Source organism: Pseudomonas sp. (genome assembly GCF_030684895.1).
GTDB lineage: Bacteria > Pseudomonadota > Gammaproteobacteria > Pseudomonadales > Pseudomonadaceae > Aquipseudomonas.
In genome coordinates, this window is record NZ_JAUXXP010000076.1 from 36,398 (window position 1) to 52,919 (window position 16,522).

Annotated in this window: 16 protein-coding genes; 6 read left to right on the forward strand and 10 right to left on the reverse strand. The window is 60.6% G+C overall.

The features are described 5' to 3' along the window. Positions 1–31 precede the first annotated feature (31 nt). From Q8M42_RS16965 to gpmI, 3 genes are all read right to left on the reverse strand, one after another. The gene (locus Q8M42_RS16965; RefSeq protein WP_304863300.1) at positions 32–1,333 is read right to left on the reverse strand and encodes a S41 family peptidase; all 1,302 of its coding nucleotides are present in this window, start codon (positions 1,331–1,333) and stop codon (positions 32–34) included. Positions 1,334–1,373: 40 nt separating this feature from the next. After that, a complete protein-coding gene (locus Q8M42_RS16970) occupies positions 1,374–2,615 on the reverse strand; it encodes a murein hydrolase activator EnvC (protein WP_304863298.1) in 1,242 nt (413 codons plus the stop codon). Between the two features lie 159 nt (positions 2,616–2,774). After that, positions 2,775–4,310 carry a 2,3-bisphosphoglycerate-independent phosphoglycerate mutase gene (gpmI, locus tag Q8M42_RS16975; RefSeq protein WP_304863296.1) on the reverse strand — a complete coding sequence of 512 codons (1,536 nt, stop codon included), beginning with the start codon at positions 4,308–4,310 and terminating at the stop codon, positions 2,775–2,777. A 147-nt stretch (positions 4,311–4,457) separates the two neighbouring features. Here gpmI and Q8M42_RS16980 point away from each other — a divergent pair, with 147 nt between their 5' ends. Genes Q8M42_RS16980 through secB form a run of 3 tightly spaced genes read left to right on the forward strand, consistent with a single transcriptional unit; the run spans position 4,458 to position 5,653 of the window. Further along, a complete protein-coding gene (locus Q8M42_RS16980; RefSeq protein WP_304863294.1) occupies positions 4,458–4,871 on the forward strand; it encodes a rhodanese-like domain-containing protein in 414 nt (137 codons plus the stop codon). 1 nt (position 4,872) lies between these two features. Next, complete coding sequence (gene grxC, locus Q8M42_RS16985; RefSeq protein WP_304863292.1) at positions 4,873–5,127, forward strand: glutaredoxin 3; 255 nt, start codon at positions 4,873–4,875, stop codon at positions 5,125–5,127. Positions 5,128–5,167: 40 nt separating this feature from the next. Then, positions 5,168–5,653, forward strand: a complete 486-nt coding sequence (gene secB, locus Q8M42_RS16990) for a protein-export chaperone SecB (protein ID WP_304863290.1) — start codon at positions 5,168–5,170, stop codon at positions 5,651–5,653. Positions 5,654–5,849: 196 nt separating this feature from the next. Here the strand turns inward: secB and trmL are convergent, their stop codons facing one another. After that, positions 5,850–6,311: a tRNA (uridine(34)/cytosine(34)/5-carboxymethylaminomethyluridine(34)-2'-O)-methyltransferase TrmL gene (gene trmL / locus Q8M42_RS16995; protein ID WP_304863288.1), complete on the reverse strand. Its 462-nt coding sequence runs from the start codon at positions 6,309–6,311 to the stop codon at positions 5,850–5,852. Between trmL and Q8M42_RS17000 the strand changes: the two genes are divergently transcribed. Next, positions 6,310–6,741, forward strand: coding sequence for a hypothetical protein (locus Q8M42_RS17000; RefSeq protein WP_304863286.1), 432 nt, complete (start codon positions 6,310–6,312; stop codon positions 6,739–6,741). The two genes, trmL and Q8M42_RS17000, sit on opposite strands and share 2 nt — an antisense overlap. A 290-nt stretch (positions 6,742–7,031) precedes the next feature. Here Q8M42_RS17000 and ntrC read toward each other — a convergent pair whose 3' ends face one another. The 5 genes from ntrC to glnA form a co-directional block, all read right to left on the reverse strand. Beyond that, positions 7,032–8,465 (reverse strand): nitrogen regulation protein NR(I), encoded by a 1,434-nt coding sequence (gene ntrC, locus Q8M42_RS17005; protein WP_304863284.1) that lies wholly within the window; start codon positions 8,463–8,465, stop codon positions 7,032–7,034. Next, positions 8,462–9,544 (reverse strand): nitrogen regulation protein NR(II), encoded by a 1,083-nt coding sequence (gene glnL / locus Q8M42_RS17010; RefSeq protein WP_304863736.1) that lies wholly within the window; start codon positions 9,542–9,544, stop codon positions 8,462–8,464. The genes ntrC and glnL overlap by 4 nt, the downstream gene beginning before the upstream one ends. A gap of 210 nt (positions 9,545–9,754) precedes the next feature. Continuing rightward, positions 9,755–10,372 (reverse strand): DUF4124 domain-containing protein, encoded by a 618-nt coding sequence (locus tag Q8M42_RS17015; protein ID WP_304863283.1) that lies wholly within the window; start codon positions 10,370–10,372, stop codon positions 9,755–9,757. Between the two features lie 3 nt (positions 10,373–10,375). Beyond that, the gene (locus Q8M42_RS17020; RefSeq protein ID WP_304863281.1) at positions 10,376–10,930 is read right to left on the reverse strand and encodes a DUF4124 domain-containing protein; all 555 of its coding nucleotides are present in this window, start codon (positions 10,928–10,930) and stop codon (positions 10,376–10,378) included. 174 nt (positions 10,931–11,104) lie between these two features. Continuing rightward, entirely contained in the window at positions 11,105–12,511 is a 1,407-nt protein-coding gene (gene glnA / locus Q8M42_RS17025) for a glutamate--ammonia ligase (protein WP_275962192.1), read from the reverse strand. 326 nt (positions 12,512–12,837) lie between these two features. Here glnA and thiI point away from each other — a divergent pair, with 326 nt between their 5' ends. Further along, positions 12,838–14,292 (forward strand): tRNA uracil 4-sulfurtransferase ThiI, encoded by a 1,455-nt coding sequence (gene thiI / locus Q8M42_RS17030; RefSeq protein ID WP_304863275.1) that lies wholly within the window; start codon positions 12,838–12,840, stop codon positions 14,290–14,292. A 161-nt stretch (positions 14,293–14,453) separates the two neighbouring features. Beyond that, a complete protein-coding gene (typA, locus tag Q8M42_RS17035; protein WP_304863273.1) occupies positions 14,454–16,274 on the forward strand; it encodes a translational GTPase TypA in 1,821 nt (606 codons plus the stop codon). 55 nt (positions 16,275–16,329) lie between these two features. Here the strand turns inward: typA and Q8M42_RS17040 are convergent. Beyond that, positions 16,330–16,522, reverse strand: a 193-nt coding sequence (locus tag Q8M42_RS17040; RefSeq protein ID WP_304863271.1) for a hypothetical protein, incomplete at its 5' end; no start/stop codon positions are given.

The window sequence follows — 16,522 nt, forward strand, 5'->3', positions numbered from 1 at the left end:
GCGGGCATGGCCCGCTCCTACAAACGCACGTCTAGTCGCCGCGGGTAACGCTTAGGCCCTTGAGCAGGTTGAGGGCCTGGCTCAGCTGGTAGTCGTCATCCTGTGGGCGTGCCGGGGTGCTGCTTTTGCCCTTGCTGGGTTTGTCGGCGCCGCCGTTACCATTGCCCAGATGACCTTGCAGGTCGGCTTCCTTGATGCCGCTTTCATCCTGCTCACGGGTGAGCTTGGCGCGCGCTACCTCGATGTCCGGGACGATGCCCTGAGCCTGGATCGAGCGGCCCTTGGGAGTGAAATACAGCGCGGTGGTGAGTTTCAGCGCGCGGTCATTGTTCAGTGGCAGCACGGTTTGCACCGAACCTTTGCCGAAGCTGTCGGTGCCCATCAGCACGCCGCGTTTGTGATCCTGCAGAGCGCCGGCGACAATCTCAGAGGCCGAGGCGCTGCCGCCGTTGATCAGCACCACCAGTGGCACGCCTTCGCTGGCGTCGGCCGGGTCGGCATTGAAGCGCAGCTCAGAGTTGGCGATGCGTCCTTCGGTGTAGACGATCAGGCCCTTCTTGAGGAAGTGGTCGGTGACTTCCACGGCCGCCTGCAGCACGCCGCCGGGGTTGTTGCGCAAGTCGAGGACCAGGCCGCGCAGCTTCTTGCCGTTGTCCTTGCGCAACTTGGCCAAAGCCTTGCCGACTTCTTCGCCGCTGTTGACCTGGAACTGGGTGATGCGGATGTAGCCGTAGCCATCGTCGAGCAGCTGGCTTTTCACGCTCTTGACCTTGATCACTGCGCGCGTCAGCTTGACCTCGAAGGGTTTGCCGCCTTCACGTACCAGGGTCAGCTCGATGTCGCTGCCGGCTTTGCCGCGCATCTTCTCGACGGCTTCCATCAGCGACAGGCCCTTGGTGGGCTGGCCGTCGATCTTCACGATCAGGTCGCCCGGCTGGATGCCTGCGGCGGACGCCGGGGTGTCATCAATTGGCGAGACCACTTTGAGAAAGCCATCTTCGCTGCCTAGCTCAATACCCAGGCCGCCAAATTCACCGCTGGTACTTTCCTGCAGATCGCGGAAGGCTTCCGGCTCCAGGTAGGCTGAGTGCGGGTCAAGGTTGCTGAGCATGCCCTTGATCGCGTTTTCCAGCAGGGTCTTGTCGCTGACCGGCTCGACATACGCGGACTTGATACGGTCCATTACCTCGGCAAAGGTGCGCAGGTCGTCCAGCGGCAGTGGCGCGCTGTCGTTGGCGGTGGCCGGTGCTGCGGCTGGCGCGGCAAACACGGCGGTGCTGCCCAGCAGGGTAACGGCCAGCGCGAGGGTGGTGAGGCGGAACAGATGCGGCATGTCGAACGTACTCCTGGTCCTGAATCATTAATCGCAGCACTTATCCTTGTGTGCGGCACCATTGAGCGGGGTCGATCGGGCGGCCCTGCTGGCGAATTGCGAAATACAGTGCTGGGGTTTCCTGGCCGCCGCTGTTGCCAACGGTGGCGATGGCTTCACCGGCCTTGACTACGTCGCCGGCATCCTTGAGCAGGCTCTGGTTATGCCCATAGAGGCTCAGGTAGCCATTGCCATGGTCGAGGATGACCAGAAGCCCGGCGCCACGCAACCAGTCGGCAAACACCACCCGACCGCCATGCACGGCATGCACCTGGCTGCCGGCGGAGGCGCCGATCAGCACGCCATCCCATTTGGTGCGGGCATCACCGCCGCGTGGTGTGCCGTAGCGGGCCACCAGGCGACCGTTGACCGGCCAGGGCAACTGGCCGCGGGCCTTGGCGAACGGGCCGCCGAAGCTGGCGCCGGAACTCACCAGTGGACCCGTCGGTGCCGGATTAGTGCTACTGCGTGATTGTTCGCGTTCGGCGAGCAGGGCTTGCTGGCGCGCGGCTTCAGCTTCGCGGGCCTGGCGGGCGAGGGTTTCCTCGATGGTTTTCAGCACCCGCGCCAGATTGGCTTGTTCCTGTTGGCGGGCCTTGAGCTTCTGGTCGCGGGCGGAGAATTCCGTGTTCAGCTTGGCCAGGGCCAACTGACGCTCCTTGCGCACGCTGGCGAGTTGTTCGCGGCGGCCATCCAGGGCGCTTTTCTGCTCCAGTAACTGGCTTTGCTGGTTGGCGATGTCCAGCTCGACGTTGGCCAGCTGGCGCAGGGTTTCATTGAAGGTGGCGAGTTGTTCCATGCGCGCTTCGCTGAGGTAGTCGTAGTAGGTCAGGGTGCGCGAGAATTTTTCCGGATTCTGCTGGTTGAGCAGCAGTTTGACGTATTCCTGGCGACCGCTCTGATAGGCAGCGCGGGCTTGTATGCCGATCAGGCGCTGCTGTTCAAGGCGCGCGCCCTCGAGTTTTTTTTTCTCTTTATCGAGGCGCTGGATTTCCTCTTCGCTCTTTTTCAGGTCCTGCTGCAGGCCTTTGACCTGTTTCTCCAGTTGGCCCATCTCGCTTTCGGTTTTTTTCAGGTCTTTCTGTACGCCGGATTTTTCCTGCTGCAACTTATCCAGCAGTTGCTTGAGCTCGGCGACATCGGCGCGGGCGGCGTCCAATTGCTTCTGCGCGTCGCTCTTCTCGTCGGCGATGGCCGGCGTCAGCAGGAGGGTCAGGAAAATAAGGGCGAGGGCACGAAACATGGGGCTGGCAGCACCTGGGGCAAGGACGCGCCTAGTATGCCTAAAAATGCAGCGGCAAGCTGCAAGTCATCGGTGCTGCCCACGGGGGCAAATCGACAGCGTGAAGTAGCCGGCAGTTTGCCCGCAGGCCAGGCGTTGCACCTGGCTGCGGGCAGTGGCTTAGTTCAGCTCGACGATGCTGGTGCCGGTCATTTCCGCCGGAACTGGCAGGCCCATCAGGGTCAGCAGGGTCGGGGCAACATCGGCCAGTACGCCGCCTGGGCGGATAGTCGCTGGGCGCTTGCCGACATAGATAAATGGCACCGGCTCGCAGGTGTGTGCGGTGTGCGCTTGGCCGGTGCTTTCGTCGGCCATCTGCTCGACGTTGCCGTGATCGGCGGTGATCAGCGCTTCGCCGCCGACTTTGTCCAGCGCCGCGACGATGCGGCCGACGCAGCCGTCCAGGCATTCCACGGCGGCCACGGCGGCGGAAAACACGCCGGTGTGGCCGACCATGTCGCCGTTGGCGTAGTTGACGATGATCACGTCGTAACGCTGGTTTTCGATCGCGGCGACGATCTTGTCGGTGACTTCCGGCGCGCTCATCTGCGGCTGCAGGTCATAGGTGGCGACGTTTGGCGAAGGGATGAGGATGCGTTCTTCGCCGGCAAAGGGTTCTTCACGTCCGCCGGAGAAGAAGAAGGTGACGTGGGCGTACTTCTCGGTTTCGGCGATGCGCAGCTGGGTCTTGCCGTTATTCGCCAGGTATTCGCCAAGCACATTGGTCAGGGCTTCCGGCTTGTAGGCGCTGGGCGTCGGGATGCTTGCGGCGTACTGGGTGAGCATGACGAAACCGGCCAGTTGCGGCACGCGCGTGCGCTCGAACTCCTTGAAGCCCGGCTCGACAAAGGCGCGGGTCAGCTCGCGGGCGCGGTCGGCGCGGAAGTTCATAAACACCACGGCGTCGCCGTCTTCCATGCGCACCGGCTCGCCAATAGTAGTGGCTTTGACGAATTCATCGCTTTCGCCACGTTCGTAGGCAGCCTGCAGGCCTTCCACGGCAGTGGCGGCGTTGAACTGGCCATTACCGTCGACCAGCAAGCCGTAGGCCTGCTCGACGCGGTCCCAGCGGTTGTCGCGGTCCATCGCGAAGTAGCGGCCGCTGAGGCTGGCAATGCGGCCCTTGCCGAGTTTGGCGAAGGTGGCGTCGAGCAGCTCGATGGACGGCTGAGCGCTTTTCGGCGGGGTGTCGCGGCCGTCGAGGAAAGCGTGCAGGTAGATACGCTCGGCACCGCGCTGGGCGGCCAGTTCGGCCATGGCCACCAGATGGTCCTGATGGCTGTGCACGCCGCCGTCGGAGAGCAGTCCGAGGATATGCACGGCCTTGCCGGCGCTAACTGCCTTATCCACGGCGCTGGTGATGGCTGGATTCGTGAAGAAATCGCCATCGCGAATCGCTTTGGTCACCCGGGTGAAGTCCTGATACACCACGCGGCCCGCGCCGAGGTTCATATGACCGACCTCGGAATTGCCCATCTGCCCGTCCGGCAGGCCCACGTCCATGCCTGAGCCCGAGATCAGGCCGTGGGGCTGGGTGGCGCGCAGGTGGTCATAGACCGGCGTGTTGGCGGCCATGATGGCGTTGGATTCGGGGCTGTCACTGTGGCCGAAGCCATCGAGGATGATCAGTACCAGGGGTTTGGGCGTGGCGCTCATAAAGCTGGTTCGCTCTGGGTCGATGGGCGGGAAACAAAGGAGGAGCATTTTACGGCCAAGTGGCGCAAACGTCACCGCCGGGCGGGGTTTGGCCGACCTGTGTGGCTGTGTATACTGGCCGACATTTTACCGCCCCGGAACCGCACAATGCTTGCCAACTTGATTGAATTTGCCACTACCCACTATGTCCTGAGCGGTTTGTTCGCAACTCTGCTCGCGCTGCTGATCTTCACCGAGGCGCGCAAGGGCGGGCAGAGCCTGAGCAGCCGCGAGCTGACCGCACTGGTTAACAGCGAGCAGGGCGTGGTGCTGGATATCCGCGGGCAGAAAGATTTTTCCGCCGGGCATATCGTCGGCGCGCTGAATATTCCCTTCGAAAAACTCGCCAGCCGTATGGTTGAGCTGGACAAGCACAAGGCCAAGACCATCATCGTGGTCGATGCCATGGGCCAGCATGCCGGTGCTGTGTGCCGCGACCTGAAAAAGGCGGGTTTCACGGCGGCCAAGCTGTCTGGCGGTGTCGCCAGCTGGCGCGGTGACAATCTTCCGCTGGTGAAGTGAGATGCAGTCTGTCGTCATCTATTCCAGCGACTGGTGCCCGTACTGCATCCGCGCCAAGCAACTGCTGACGCATAAAGGCGTGGCCTTTAACGAGATCAAGGTTGATGGCAAGCCGGATCTGCGTGCGGAAATGACCCGCAAGGCGCGGCAGACCTCGGTGCCGCAAATCTGGATCGGTGACACCCATGTGGGTGGTTGCGATGACCTTTACGCCCTGGAGCGCGCCGGCAAGCTCGATGCGCTGCTCAAGGCTTAATTCCCTGTTTACCCGTACCTAACGACAAGAAGGCTTTGCCATGACAGAACAAGCTAGCAACGGCGCCGCTCAGGGCGAACAAAACCCGCAATTCTCCCTGCAGCGTATCTATGTACGTGACCTGTCCTTCGAAGCGCCGAAGAGCCCGGAAATCTTCCGTCAGGAGTGGGCGCCGAGCGTCGCGATGGACCTCAATACCCGTCAGAAGTCGTTGGACGGCGATTTCCACGAAGTGGTGCTGACCCTCTCGGTGACCGTGAAAACGGGCGAAGAAACCGCCTTTATCGCTGAAGTGCAGCAGGCCGGCATCTTCCTGATCAAGGGCCTGGACGCGGCGTCCATGAGCCACACCCTGGGCGCGTTCTGCCCGAACATCCTCTTCCCCTATGCCCGCGAAACCCTGGACAGCCTGGTGGTGCGTGGCTCGTTCCCGGCGCTGATGCTGGCTCCGGTGAACTTCGACGCCCTCTACGCCCAGGAGCTGCAGCGCATGCAGCAGGCTGGCGAAGTGGCCACCGCACACTAAGGTTTGCGGCTGGAACAAAAAACGCCCTACGGGGCGTTTTTTTTATGGCTATGTACTCATTGCGTGTTGCGAGGCGATAAATCGTAGGTTGGCGTTGAGCGTAGCGAAGCCCAACAGATCGCAGTATGTCTGGTGGGTTACGGCGCAACGGATCTATGTGGCAGCAGATAATCCGTGGCTTTGCGCCTAACCCACCCTACGCGTCGGCAAAACCCTGCTGACGCCAGGCCTCGTAGACCGCCACGGCGACGGTATTGGACAGGTTCAGGCTGCGGCAGCCTTCGCGCATTGGCAGGCGCAGGCGTTGTTCGGGCGGCAGGCTGTCGCGAATCTCCTGGGGCAGGCCGCGGCTTTCCGGGCCGAACAGAAAGGCGTCACCCGGCTGGTAGCTGACCTGGTGGAATGCTTGCGAGCCTTTGGTGGTAAAGGCAAACACGCGCGGCTGGCCGATGCTGGCTAGGCAGCTGTCGAGGTCGGCGTGGCGCTGCAGGGTGGCGTATTCGTGGTAATCCAGACCAGCGCGGCGCAGGCGTTTGTCGTCCAGCTCGAAGCCCAGCGGCTCGATCAGGTGCAGGTGGCAGCCGCTGTTGGCGCAGAGCCTGATAATGTTGCCGGTATTGGGTGGAATTTCCGGTTGAAAAAGGATGACGTGAAACATGCGCGGCTCCGAGCTTGAAGACGAGCAGCATTCTACAGACCCGCGCCCCCGTCCGTGGGTGCGGGTGATCGCTTCATTGGCGGTGATTGGTTTTTTGATTGGTTTGATGATCGGTCGTCTGCTGCAGCCGGACCCGCTGTGGCTGGAGCAGGTAAACGTGCGCGAGCAGGGCCTTGAACTGTGGTTCAACGTTGAGCCGACACCGCGCGAAGAGCATGCCGGCGGCGTATTTATCCTGCGCCTACAGAGTTTTGGCCGCCAGCAACAGGGTCAGCTGCAGGTGCAGGGACGGTTGGCCAATTGGCGTTTGCAGCGCGAAAGAAAGGATTTGCTACTGCGAGTGGTGGCGGCCCGTCCATTGCGCGGTGAGTGGCGCGCTGAGGAGGTGGATGGGCGCTGGCGGCTGCTGGTCAGCCTGATGGAGCAATAAAAGAGGGGAATCCCCGGCCTGCCTGTACCAAGGTCCCCAAAACTGGGATTACTTGAGTCTATGCAGGCTGTGTGCCAGTTTTATTACGCAGGCTGCGGGCCGCGTAAATACTGGGTTTCAGCGTTCCTGGTGGATGCTGAGGGCGGTGCGTAAGTGCTGGGATGTGAACCGCAGCTGTGCACTGGGTCGATGTGAGTGCATTGCTCTGGCGCATTTCCAGGTCGTTTTTTGTGTAAATGCAAAACGGGCCCTGGTGGGCCCGTTTTGCATACAGCACTGCGTCAGCGGTTTTAGTCGTCGCTGTCCTCGTCATCGGCGCTTTCGACGTTCATGCCCAGTTCTTTGATCTTGCGCGTCAGCGTATTGCGGCCCCAGCCCAGCAGCACGGCGGCGTCGCGGCGGCGACCGGCGGTGTGCTTGAGCGCGGTTTCGATCATGATCCGCTCGAAGGCCGGTACGGCAGTGTCCAGCAAACTGGATTGACCACGGCCCAGCGCCTGGTCGGCCCATTGGCGCAGCGCCTGCTCCCAGTTGCTTGCTGGTGCGCTTTCCTGCGGCTGGCTGAGCAGCTCTGGCGGCAGGTCGTCGACATGCACCTCACGGCCCGAGGCCATCACGGTGATCCAGCGGCAGGTGTTCTCCAGCTGGCGGACGTTGCCGGGCCACGGCAGCTGCTGCAGGTAGTCCTCGGTTTCGCTTTTCAGCAGCTTGGGTTCGACCGCCAGCTCCAGCGCGGCACGGCTGAGGAAGTGGCGGGCCAGGGTGGGGATGTCTTCGCGGCGATCCGACAGGCGCGGGATATGAATGCGGATCACGTTGAGGCGGTGGAACAGGTCTTCACGGAACTTGCCGGCCTGCACCAGGTTTTCCAGGTTCTGGTGGGTGGCGGCGATGATGCGCACGTCCACTTTGACTGGGGTGTGCCCGCCGACCCGGTAAAACTCCCCATCGGCCAGTACGCGCAGCAGGCGAGTCTGGGTGTCGGCGGGCATGTCGCCTATTTCATCGAGAAACAGTGTGCCGCCATCGGCCTGCTCGAAGCGGCCGCGACGCTGGTTGGCCGCGCCGGTAAAGGCGCCTTTTTCGTGGCCGAACAGCTCGGACTCCATCAGATCCTTGGGGATCGCCGCCATGTTCAGCGCGATAAACGGCGAGGTAGCACGCGGGCTGTGGCGGTGCAGGGCGTGAGCGACCAACTCCTTGCCGGTGCCGGACTCGCCATTGATCAGCACGGTGATGTTGGAGTGCGAGAGGCGACCGATGGCGCGAAACACCTCCTGCATGGCCGGCGCTTCGCCGATGATCTCTGGCGTGCGTGGCTGCTCGACCGGCACGGCCAGGCTTTGCTGCTCCTGGGCATGCAGATTGGCGCGCTTGACCAGCGACACCGCTTCGTCGACATCGAAGGGTTTGGGCAGGTATTCAAATGCGCCGCCCTGGTAGGAGGCCACTGCGCTGTCCAGGTCGGAATGGGCGGTCATGATGATCACTGGCAGGCGCGGGTACAGCTCGCGGATGCGCGCCAGCAGATCCAGGCCGCTGGAGCCGGGCATACGGATATCGGAGATGATCACATCAGGTTGCTGGCGGGTCAGGCGGCTGAGCACACCATCGGCGCTGTCGAAGCTCTGGGTGGTCATGCCTTCCTGTTGCAGGGCCTTTTCCAGGACCCAGCGGATGGAGCGGTCGTCATCGACAATCCAGACGGTTTCACTGCGACTCATGACGGTGATACTCCTTGTTCCAGCGGCAGAAAGATCGAGAACACGGTGTGACCCGGGTGGCTCTCGCACTCGATCAAGCCTTGGTGCTGACTGATGATGTTCTGGGTAATGGCCAGACCCAGGCCAGTGCCGTCGGCACGCCCGCTGACCATGGGGTAGAAGATGGTTTCCTGCAGCTCGGTTGGTATGCCCGGGCCGTTGTCGATGATCTCGATTTTGGTCACCAGGCGGTGGCGGCAATGGCCAATGGTGAACTGGCGCAGGGCGCGGGTGCGCAGGGTGATGCGGCCCAGGCGCAGATCGCTCTGCCCGGACAGCGCCTGCATGGCGTTTCGCACGATATTCAGCACGGCCTGGATCATCTGTTCGCGGTCGATCAGCACATCCGGGATGCTCGGGTCGTAGTCGCGCACCAGAATGATGCTGCCCTGGCTCTCCGCTTCTACCAGGCTGCCGACGCGCTCCAGCACTTCGTGCACGTTAGTCAGCGCCAGGGATGGCAGTTTGTTTGAGCCGAGCATACGGTCGACCAGGTTACGTAGGCGGTCGGCCTCCTCGATGATCACGTTGGTGTAATCCTTGAGGCTTTCCTCGGGCAGCTCGCGGGCCAGCAGCTGCGCGGCGCCACGGATGCCGCCGAGTGGATTCTTGATCTCGTGAGCCAGGCCGCGCACCAGCAGTTTGGTGGTTTCCTGCTTGGACAGCTGCGCCTCTTCCTTGGTGATGCGCAGCAGGCGGTCGCGCGGATGCACTTCCAGTAGCAACAGGGTTTCGCCTTTGCTGAGCACCGGCGTTACTGCGTAGTCGACAGTCAGGGTCTGGCCGCTGGCCGACGTTACCACCGCTTCGCGCTTGTTGAAGGGGTGGGCGTGCTGCACGGCCTGGCGCAAGGCGCTCAGTGCTTCACTGGATTCGGTAAACAGCTCGCTGATGAATTGACCGTGACTGCGCTGGCCGCTGACGGCCAGGAGCATCTCCGCTGCCGGGTTCATGTACTCAAGACGCAGGTCGTCGTTGAGCAGCAGCGTGGCAGTGGTCAGGTTGTCCAGCAGCAGGCGATGCAGTGCGTCGTTGATGATCATATGGGATGTCAGCAGACCCTTGGGTTCCAGCAATGCAGCTGGAAAATGCAAGAAGCAAACCAAAGCCCCGAAAAGAAGCGTGTTTGGCCGTGGGATGCCGGGAATTAGCTGCTTTTCAGCGCAGCCGGGTCACGCACGGCGACCCAAAACAGGGAGAGTATAGAAATGCCGGGCAATATGCGCACTAAGTTGGTGCGCCATGCTGATTTAGAAGAAGGGCAGGAAGGGTATGTCTTTCTTTTCCGGCGGTTTGTCCTTGAGTGGGCACTCTGGGCGTACGCCGTAATCGGTCTTCTTGCAGGGATTTACCATGCGCTTCTGCGCCAGGGAGATGCGCAGCATATGGAATGGCTGGGTGGGCGTGCGTTCGATGATGCGGCCTTGCTGGTCGATGATTTCCACCGCCAGTTGATGCGTGCCGCGGTCGATATTCTCCAGTGGGAACACCGGGCTGCTGCCTGTTTCACCCACCTGTACGCCGTCCAGCAGCAGGCGATAGCTGTGCAGGGGGAAGAGTTTCGGTTCGCTGTTGATGCTGACAATCAGGTTGCCGGCGCTGTCACGGATGGTCGCGTCGGGCTGCGGCACCAGAATGCGCAGCAGGCTGTAGCGCTGGCTGGGCTCGGGCGGGGCCTCAATAACGGGCGCGGTTTGCGTCTGGATGGTCGGCATCGAGTTGCTGGGCGACAGTTCGACGCGCTCGGCATTGCCTGACTTGGGCTTGTCAGTGAAGACGCGATTCCCTTCGCCATCTATATAGGTGTAGACCTGCGCGAAGGCAGGTAGAGCGAGCAGCATCAGGCCGCAGAACAGCAGATTGCGCATAGGTCAGGGGGCTGGCTTGGGTTTGGGGGGCGGTGGACGCAGGGCCGGGCTGCTGGTATTGACCCGCTGTACGGTAAAGATACTGGTGGCGCTCTGCTGGATCGATTGCTCGCCGCTGAGTACTTCCACGGCCAGGCTGTGCTCGCCACGGTCGGCATTGCTCACTTGCAGGCGCGGTACGTTGCTCGGTTGGCCGTAAGGCTTGCCGTCGAGCAACAGGCGCAGGCGATGGTTGCTGGCCAGGCGCGGCTGGATGTCCACGCCAACGCTGAAGGTGCCGTTGTTCGCGCGCATGGCTTCATCGTCGGGGATGCCGGTTAGCTGCAGGATGCTGTAAGGCGCGGCGTTGCTGACTGGGTCGGGGGTGGTGGCGGCGGGCAGGCTGGGTGCTGGCATCGATACGCTATTGGTTTTCGGCAGCTCGACATTCTGCGTCGCCTGGCCTTCCGGCGGTTGGTCGGTGAATACCGTGTTGCCATTGGCGTCGGTGTATTTGTAGATCTGCGCACTGGCTGGCAATGCCAGGCTAAGTAACAGGCAGATAAGTAGAGGGCGCATGCCTGACTCTCCCTAGTGGTGTGCCCTAAGCCTTGCACTGGTAGCGCGTGCTGGCAAGCGTGTTGATGGCTGGGCGTGTACCAGCGCAGCAATCATCGGGTTAAAAGGTGTTGCGGACGCGCCGCCAAACGCAAAAAGGCCACCCGAAGGTGGCCTCTTGTAGTGCGTGCAGGATTAGACGCTGTAGTACAGGTCGTATTCCAGCGGGTGTACGAAGGTACGTACTTTGATTTCTTCTTCGCTTTTCAGCTCAAGGTAAGCGTCGATGAAGTCGTCAGAGAACACGCCGCCTTTGGTCAGGAATGCACGACCTTTATCCAGCTCTTCTAGGGCTTCTTTCAGGCTGCCGCAAACCTGTGGGATCAACTTGCCTTCTTCTGGTGGCAGGTCATACAGGTTTTTGTCAGCAGCATCGCCAGGGTGAATCTTGTTCTGGATGCCGTCGATACCGGCCATCAGCAGCGCAGCGAAGGCCAGGTATGGGTTGGCAGCCGGGTCCGGGAAGCGTGCTTCGATACGGCGAGCTTTCGGGCTCGACACGTAAGGAATACGGATCGAAGCCGAACGGTTACGCGCCGAGTAGGCCAGCATCACTGGAGCTTCAAAACCTGGGACCAGGCGCTTGTAGGAGTTGGTCGACGGGTTGGTGAAGCCGTTCAGTGCTTTACCGTGCTTGATGATACCGCCGATGAAGTACAGGGCGGTGTCGGACAGGCCGGCATAGCCTTCGCCGGCGAAGGTGTTCTTGCCATCTTTGGAGATGGACATGTGTACGTGCATACCCGAACCGTTGTCGCCGTACAGCGGCTTCGGCATAAAGGTTGCGGTTTTGCCGTAGGCATCAGCCACGTTGTGTACGCAGTACTTCAGGGTTTGAACTTCGTCAGCCTTGGCCACCAGGGTGTTGAACTTCACGCCGATTTCGTTCTGACCGGCTGTCGCCACTTCGTGGTGGTGAACTTCGATGACCAGACCCATTTCTTCCATGGCATTACACATGGCGGTACGGATTTCGTGGTCGTGGTCGCACGGCGGAACTGGGAAGTAACCACCTTTGACGGCTGGGCGATGGCCCTTGTTGCCGCCTTCGATGTCGGCGTCGGTGTTCCAGGACGCCTGCTCGGAGAAGATCTTGAACATCGAACCGGAGATGTCGGACTTGAACTTCACTTCGTCGAAGATGAAGAACTCAGGCTCTGGGCCGACGAATACGGTGTCGCCGATACCGGTGGTTTTCAGGAATTCTTCAGCGCGCTTGGCGATCGAGCGCGGGTCACGATCGTAGCCTTGCATGGTGCTCGGCTCGATGATGTCGCACACGATGATCAGGGTTGGCTCTTCGGTGAACGGATCGAGTACGGCGGTTTCGTCAACCGGCAGCAGGATCATGTCGGAGGCTTCGATGCCTTTCCAGCCGTGGATGGAGGAGCCGTCGAACATTTTGCCGACTTCGAAGAACTCGTCGTCCAGCGCATCGCGTGCCGGCATGGTCACGTGGTGCTGTTTGCCCTTGGTGTCGGTGAAGCGCAGGTCAACCCACTTCACGTCGTGTTCTTTAATAAGTTGAATCGACTTCGACATGCTGTCCTCCAGGTGGATAAGGCTCGAATCGTGAGCCCTCAATAGTACGGTACGGCCGCGGCATACTCCGCCAGGGCATCCTGCCTCACAAGGGAGCAAATTGCATGCCAGTGCACAGGAATGGGTGTAAGCCCTGAAACTCAGGGCTGACGGGGGCTGCGCGGCGCTGCTCGATAAATATTTGCACTGTTATGGGTCGCTGTATTTGTTGGTCGCACTTTAATAGTGCGCGTTTTGCGCGTGTGAGGATTTTTGATCAAAGCGTGAGCAATTTCCGCTATAATCCGCGCCCCTGTTTTTTCGCGGCCTCGGCACCCCCTGTTTTCATGAAACTGATCGTTAAAGTCTTCCCAGAAATCACCATTAAAAGTCGGCCGGTGCGTAAGCACTTTATCCGGCAGCTGGCGAAGAACATTCGTTCGGTTTTGCGTGAGTTCGATCCACAGCTGCAGGTCAGCGGTGTGTGGGACAACCTGGAAGTCGAAACCCAGATCAGTGAGGCGAAAACCCTGCAGGCGATGATCGAGCGCTTGAGTTGCACGCCAGGCATCACCCATTTCCTGCAAGTGGATGAATACCCGCTGGGTGATTTCGACGATGTGCTGGAAAAGTGCAAGCTGCACTTCGCCGATCAGCTACCGGGCAAGATCTTCGCCGTGCGCTGTAAGCGCGCCGGCAAGCACGCGTTCAGCTCCATGGATGTCGAGCGCTATGTCGGCAGCCAATTGCGCCAGCAGTGCGGTGCCGCCGGCATCTCGTTGAAAGATCCAGACGTTGTCGTACGTATGGAGATCCGCGACCAGCGCCTGTTTGTGATTCACCACCAGCACGAAGGTCTGGGCGGTTACCCGCTCGGCTCGCTGGAGCAGACCCTGGTGCTGATGAGCGGCGGTTTCGATTCCACCGTCGCTGCTTACCAGATGATGCGTCGCGGTCTGATCACCCATTTCTGCTTCTTTAATCTCGGCGGCCGCGCCCACGAGCTGGGCGTGATGGAAGTGGCACATTACCTCTGGCAGAAGTACGGCAGCTCGCAGCGCGTGCTGTTTATCAGCGTGCCGTTTGAGGAAGTGCTGGGCGAGATTCTCGGCAAGGTCGACAACAGCCAGATGGGCGTGATCCTCAAGCGCATGATGCTGCGCGCCTCCACGCGCATGGCCGAGCGCCTGCAGATTGATGCGCTGGTCACCGGTGAAGCGATTTCCCAGGTGTCGAGCCAGACCCTGCCGAACCTTGCGGTAATCGATTCGGCCACCGACATGCTGGTGCTGCGCCCGCTGCTGGCCAGCCATAAGCAGGACATCATCGACACCGCCACGCGCATTGGCACCGCCGAGTTCGCCAAACATATGCCGGAATACTGCGGGGTGATTTCGGTCAACCCGACCACCAAGGCGAAGAAGCTGCGCATCGAATACGAGGAAAGCCAGTTCGATATGGCCATCCTCGAGCGCGCCCTGGAGCGCGCGACCTTGCTGCCGATCGACAAAGTGATCGACGAGCTGGGCAAGGATGTGCAGGTCGAGGAAGTCAGCGAAGCCCTGGCCAGCCATGTGATTATTGATATTCGTCACCCCGATGCCGCCGAGGACGAGCCGCTCGCCTTGTCAGGCGTCGAGGTTATGGCGCTGCCGTTCTATGCCCTGAACAGTAAGTTCAAGGAGCTGGATGAGGCGCGTCAGTACCTGTTGTATTGCGATAAAGGTGTGATGAGTCGTTTGCACGCCCACCACTTGCTGAGTGAGGGGCATGCCAATGTGCGCGTTTATCGTCCGGCATAAAACGCCCGGGTTGAATGGCGGCAGTATCCGCCATCGCCCTCCCGACCCACAGGCGGCGTAACAGCCACAACGCTCGTACGCCGCCTGGCAGAAAACGCAATTAGTTAATACTCGCCGCCTAGAATAAGCGGCACACCGAATCCTCTGATCGAGATACACACGTGATCGAAAATCTACGCAACATCGCCATCATTGCCCACGTTGACCATGGTAAGACCACCCTGGTAGACAAACTCCTGCGTCAGTCCGGCACCCTTGAGCGCAACGAGCTCAACGACGAGCGCGTGATGGACAGCAACGACCAGGAAAAAGAGCGCGGCATTACCATTCTCGCCAAGAACACCGCGATCAACTGGAACGGCTACCACATCAACATCGTTGACACCCCCGGCCACGCCGACTTCGGCGGTGAAGTTGAGCGCGTGATGTCGATGGTTGACTCCGTGCTGCTGCTGGTCGACGCCCAAGACGGCCCGATGCCGCAAACCCGTTTCGTGACCAAGAAGGCCTTCGAAGCCGGCCTGCGTCCAATCGTGGTAATCAACAAGGTTGACCGTCCAGGCGCGCGTCCGGACTGGGTTCTGGACCAGATCTTCGACCTGTTCGACAACCTCGGTGCTACTGAAGAGCAGCTGGACTTCAAAGTCGTCTACGCCTCGGCCCTGAACGGCATTGCCGGTCTGGATCACACCGATATGGCCGAAGACATGACCCCGCTGTACCAGTCCATCGTCGACAACGTGCCGTCCCCCAAGGTGGATATCGACGGCCCGTTCCAGATGCAAATCTCCGCACTGGACTACAACAGCTTCCTCGGCATTATCGGCGTTGGCCGTATCGCCCGTGGTCGCGTCAAGCCGAACACCCCGGTGATCGCCATCGACGCTGACGGCAAAAAGCGCAACGGCCGTATCCTCAAGCTGATGGGCCACCACGGTCTGCATCGCATCGACGTTGAAGAAGCCACCGCCGGTGACATCGTCTGCGTCAGCGGCATGGACTCGCTGTTCATCTCCGACACCCTGTGCGACATCAACCACGTCGAAGCGATGAAGCCGCTGACCGTTGACGAGCCGACCGTATCCATGACCTTCCAGGTCAACGATTCGCCGTTCTGCGGTAAAGAAGGCAAGTTCGTTACCAGCCGCAACATCAAAGAGCGTCTGGACAAAGAGCTGCTGTACAACGTGGCCCTGCGTGTTGAAGAAGGCGACAGCGCTGACCGTTTCAAAGTCTCCGGCCGTGGTGAGCTGCACCTCTCGGTACTGATCGAAACCATGCGTCGCGAAGGCTTCGAAATGGGTGTGGGTCGTCCGGAAGTGATCATCCGTCAGGTTGACGGCGTGAAGCAGGAACCCTTCGAGAACGTCACCATCGACACCCCGGAAGAATCCCAGGGCAAGGTCATGGAAGAGATGGGTCTGCGTAAAGGCGACCTGACCAACATGGTGCCGGATGGCAAAGGCCGTGTGCGTCTGGAATACAACATCCCTGCTCGCGGTCTGATCGGTTTCCGTAACCAGTTCCTAACCCTGACCAACGGTGCTGGCATCCTGACCTCGATCTTTGATCGCTACGACACCATGAAGTCCGGCGACATGTCCGGCCGTCAGAACGGTGTACTGGTCTCGGTAGAAACCGGCAAGGCACTGACCTACTCCCTGGAAACCCTGCAGGCGCGCGGCAAGCTGTTCGTTGAGCACGGCCAGGAAATCTACAACGGTCAGATCGTTGGTCTGAACAGCCGTGACAACGACATGGGCGTAAACCCAACCAAAGGCAAGAAGCTCGACAACATGCGCGCTTCCGGCAAGGACGAAACCATCGCCCTGGTTCCACCGGTGAAATTCACCCTGGAACAGGCTCTGGAATTTATCCAGGACGACGAGCTGTGCGAAGTTACGCCGAAGTCGATCCGTCTGCGCAAGAAGATCCTCGACGAAGGCGAGCGCACCCGCGCTGCCAAGAAAGCCAAGAACTGATACCAGTTCTAGCTGACTATAAAGCCCCCGCCGGCGAGAGCCTGCGGGGGCTTTTTTATTCTGGTTGATCAGTCGGCATTGTCGGCTCGGGGCGTTTTCTGTAAGTTGCGCGACAGCAACCGGTGGTCAGAAGTTCAGGATGAGCGGCCGGTTCTGTGAGGTAGGTCACGCGTCGTGCGAGTGATGGCAACTCGCCATGTGTTCTAATGCGCGCCGCATTTTCCTCTGTTAATCCGCTATTCAAAGGA

What these genes read in the sequence shown, in the direction of transcription:
- Q8M42_RS17020 (WP_304863281.1), bottom strand. Translation starts at nt 10,930, where the DNA reads ATGCGCCCTCTACTTATCTGCCTGTTACTTAGCCTGGCATTGCCAGCC.
- Q8M42_RS16965 (WP_304863300.1), bottom strand. Translation starts at nt 1,333, where the DNA reads ATGCCGCATCTGTTCCGCCTCACCACCCTCGCGCTGGCCGTTACCCTG.
- trmL (WP_304863288.1), bottom strand. Translation starts at nt 6,311, where the DNA reads ATGTTTCACGTCATCCTTTTTCAACCGGAAATTCCACCCAATACCGGC.
- glnA (WP_275962192.1), bottom strand. Translation starts at nt 12,511, where the DNA reads ATGTCGAAGTCGATTCAACTTATTAAAGAACACGACGTGAAGTGGGTT.
- Q8M42_RS17000 (WP_304863286.1), top strand. Translation starts at nt 6,310, where the DNA reads ATGCGCGGCTCCGAGCTTGAAGACGAGCAGCATTCTACAGACCCGCGC.
- Q8M42_RS16970 (WP_304863298.1), bottom strand. Translation starts at nt 2,615, where the DNA reads ATGTTTCGTGCCCTCGCCCTTATTTTCCTGACCCTCCTGCTGACGCCG.
- Q8M42_RS16980 (WP_304863294.1), top strand. Translation starts at nt 4,458, where the DNA reads ATGCTTGCCAACTTGATTGAATTTGCCACTACCCACTATGTCCTGAGC.
- ntrC (WP_304863284.1), bottom strand. Translation starts at nt 8,465, where the DNA reads ATGAGTCGCAGTGAAACCGTCTGGATTGTCGATGACGACCGCTCCATC.
- secB (WP_304863290.1), top strand. Translation starts at nt 5,168, where the DNA reads ATGACAGAACAAGCTAGCAACGGCGCCGCTCAGGGCGAACAAAACCCG.
- Q8M42_RS17015 (WP_304863283.1), bottom strand. Translation starts at nt 10,372, where the DNA reads ATGCGCAATCTGCTGTTCTGCGGCCTGATGCTGCTCGCTCTACCTGCC.
- gpmI (WP_304863296.1), bottom strand. Translation starts at nt 4,310, where the DNA reads ATGAGCGCCACGCCCAAACCCCTGGTACTGATCATCCTCGATGGCTTC.
- grxC (WP_304863292.1), top strand. Translation starts at nt 4,873, where the DNA reads ATGCAGTCTGTCGTCATCTATTCCAGCGACTGGTGCCCGTACTGCATC.
- thiI (WP_304863275.1), top strand. Translation starts at nt 12,838, where the DNA reads ATGAAACTGATCGTTAAAGTCTTCCCAGAAATCACCATTAAAAGTCGG.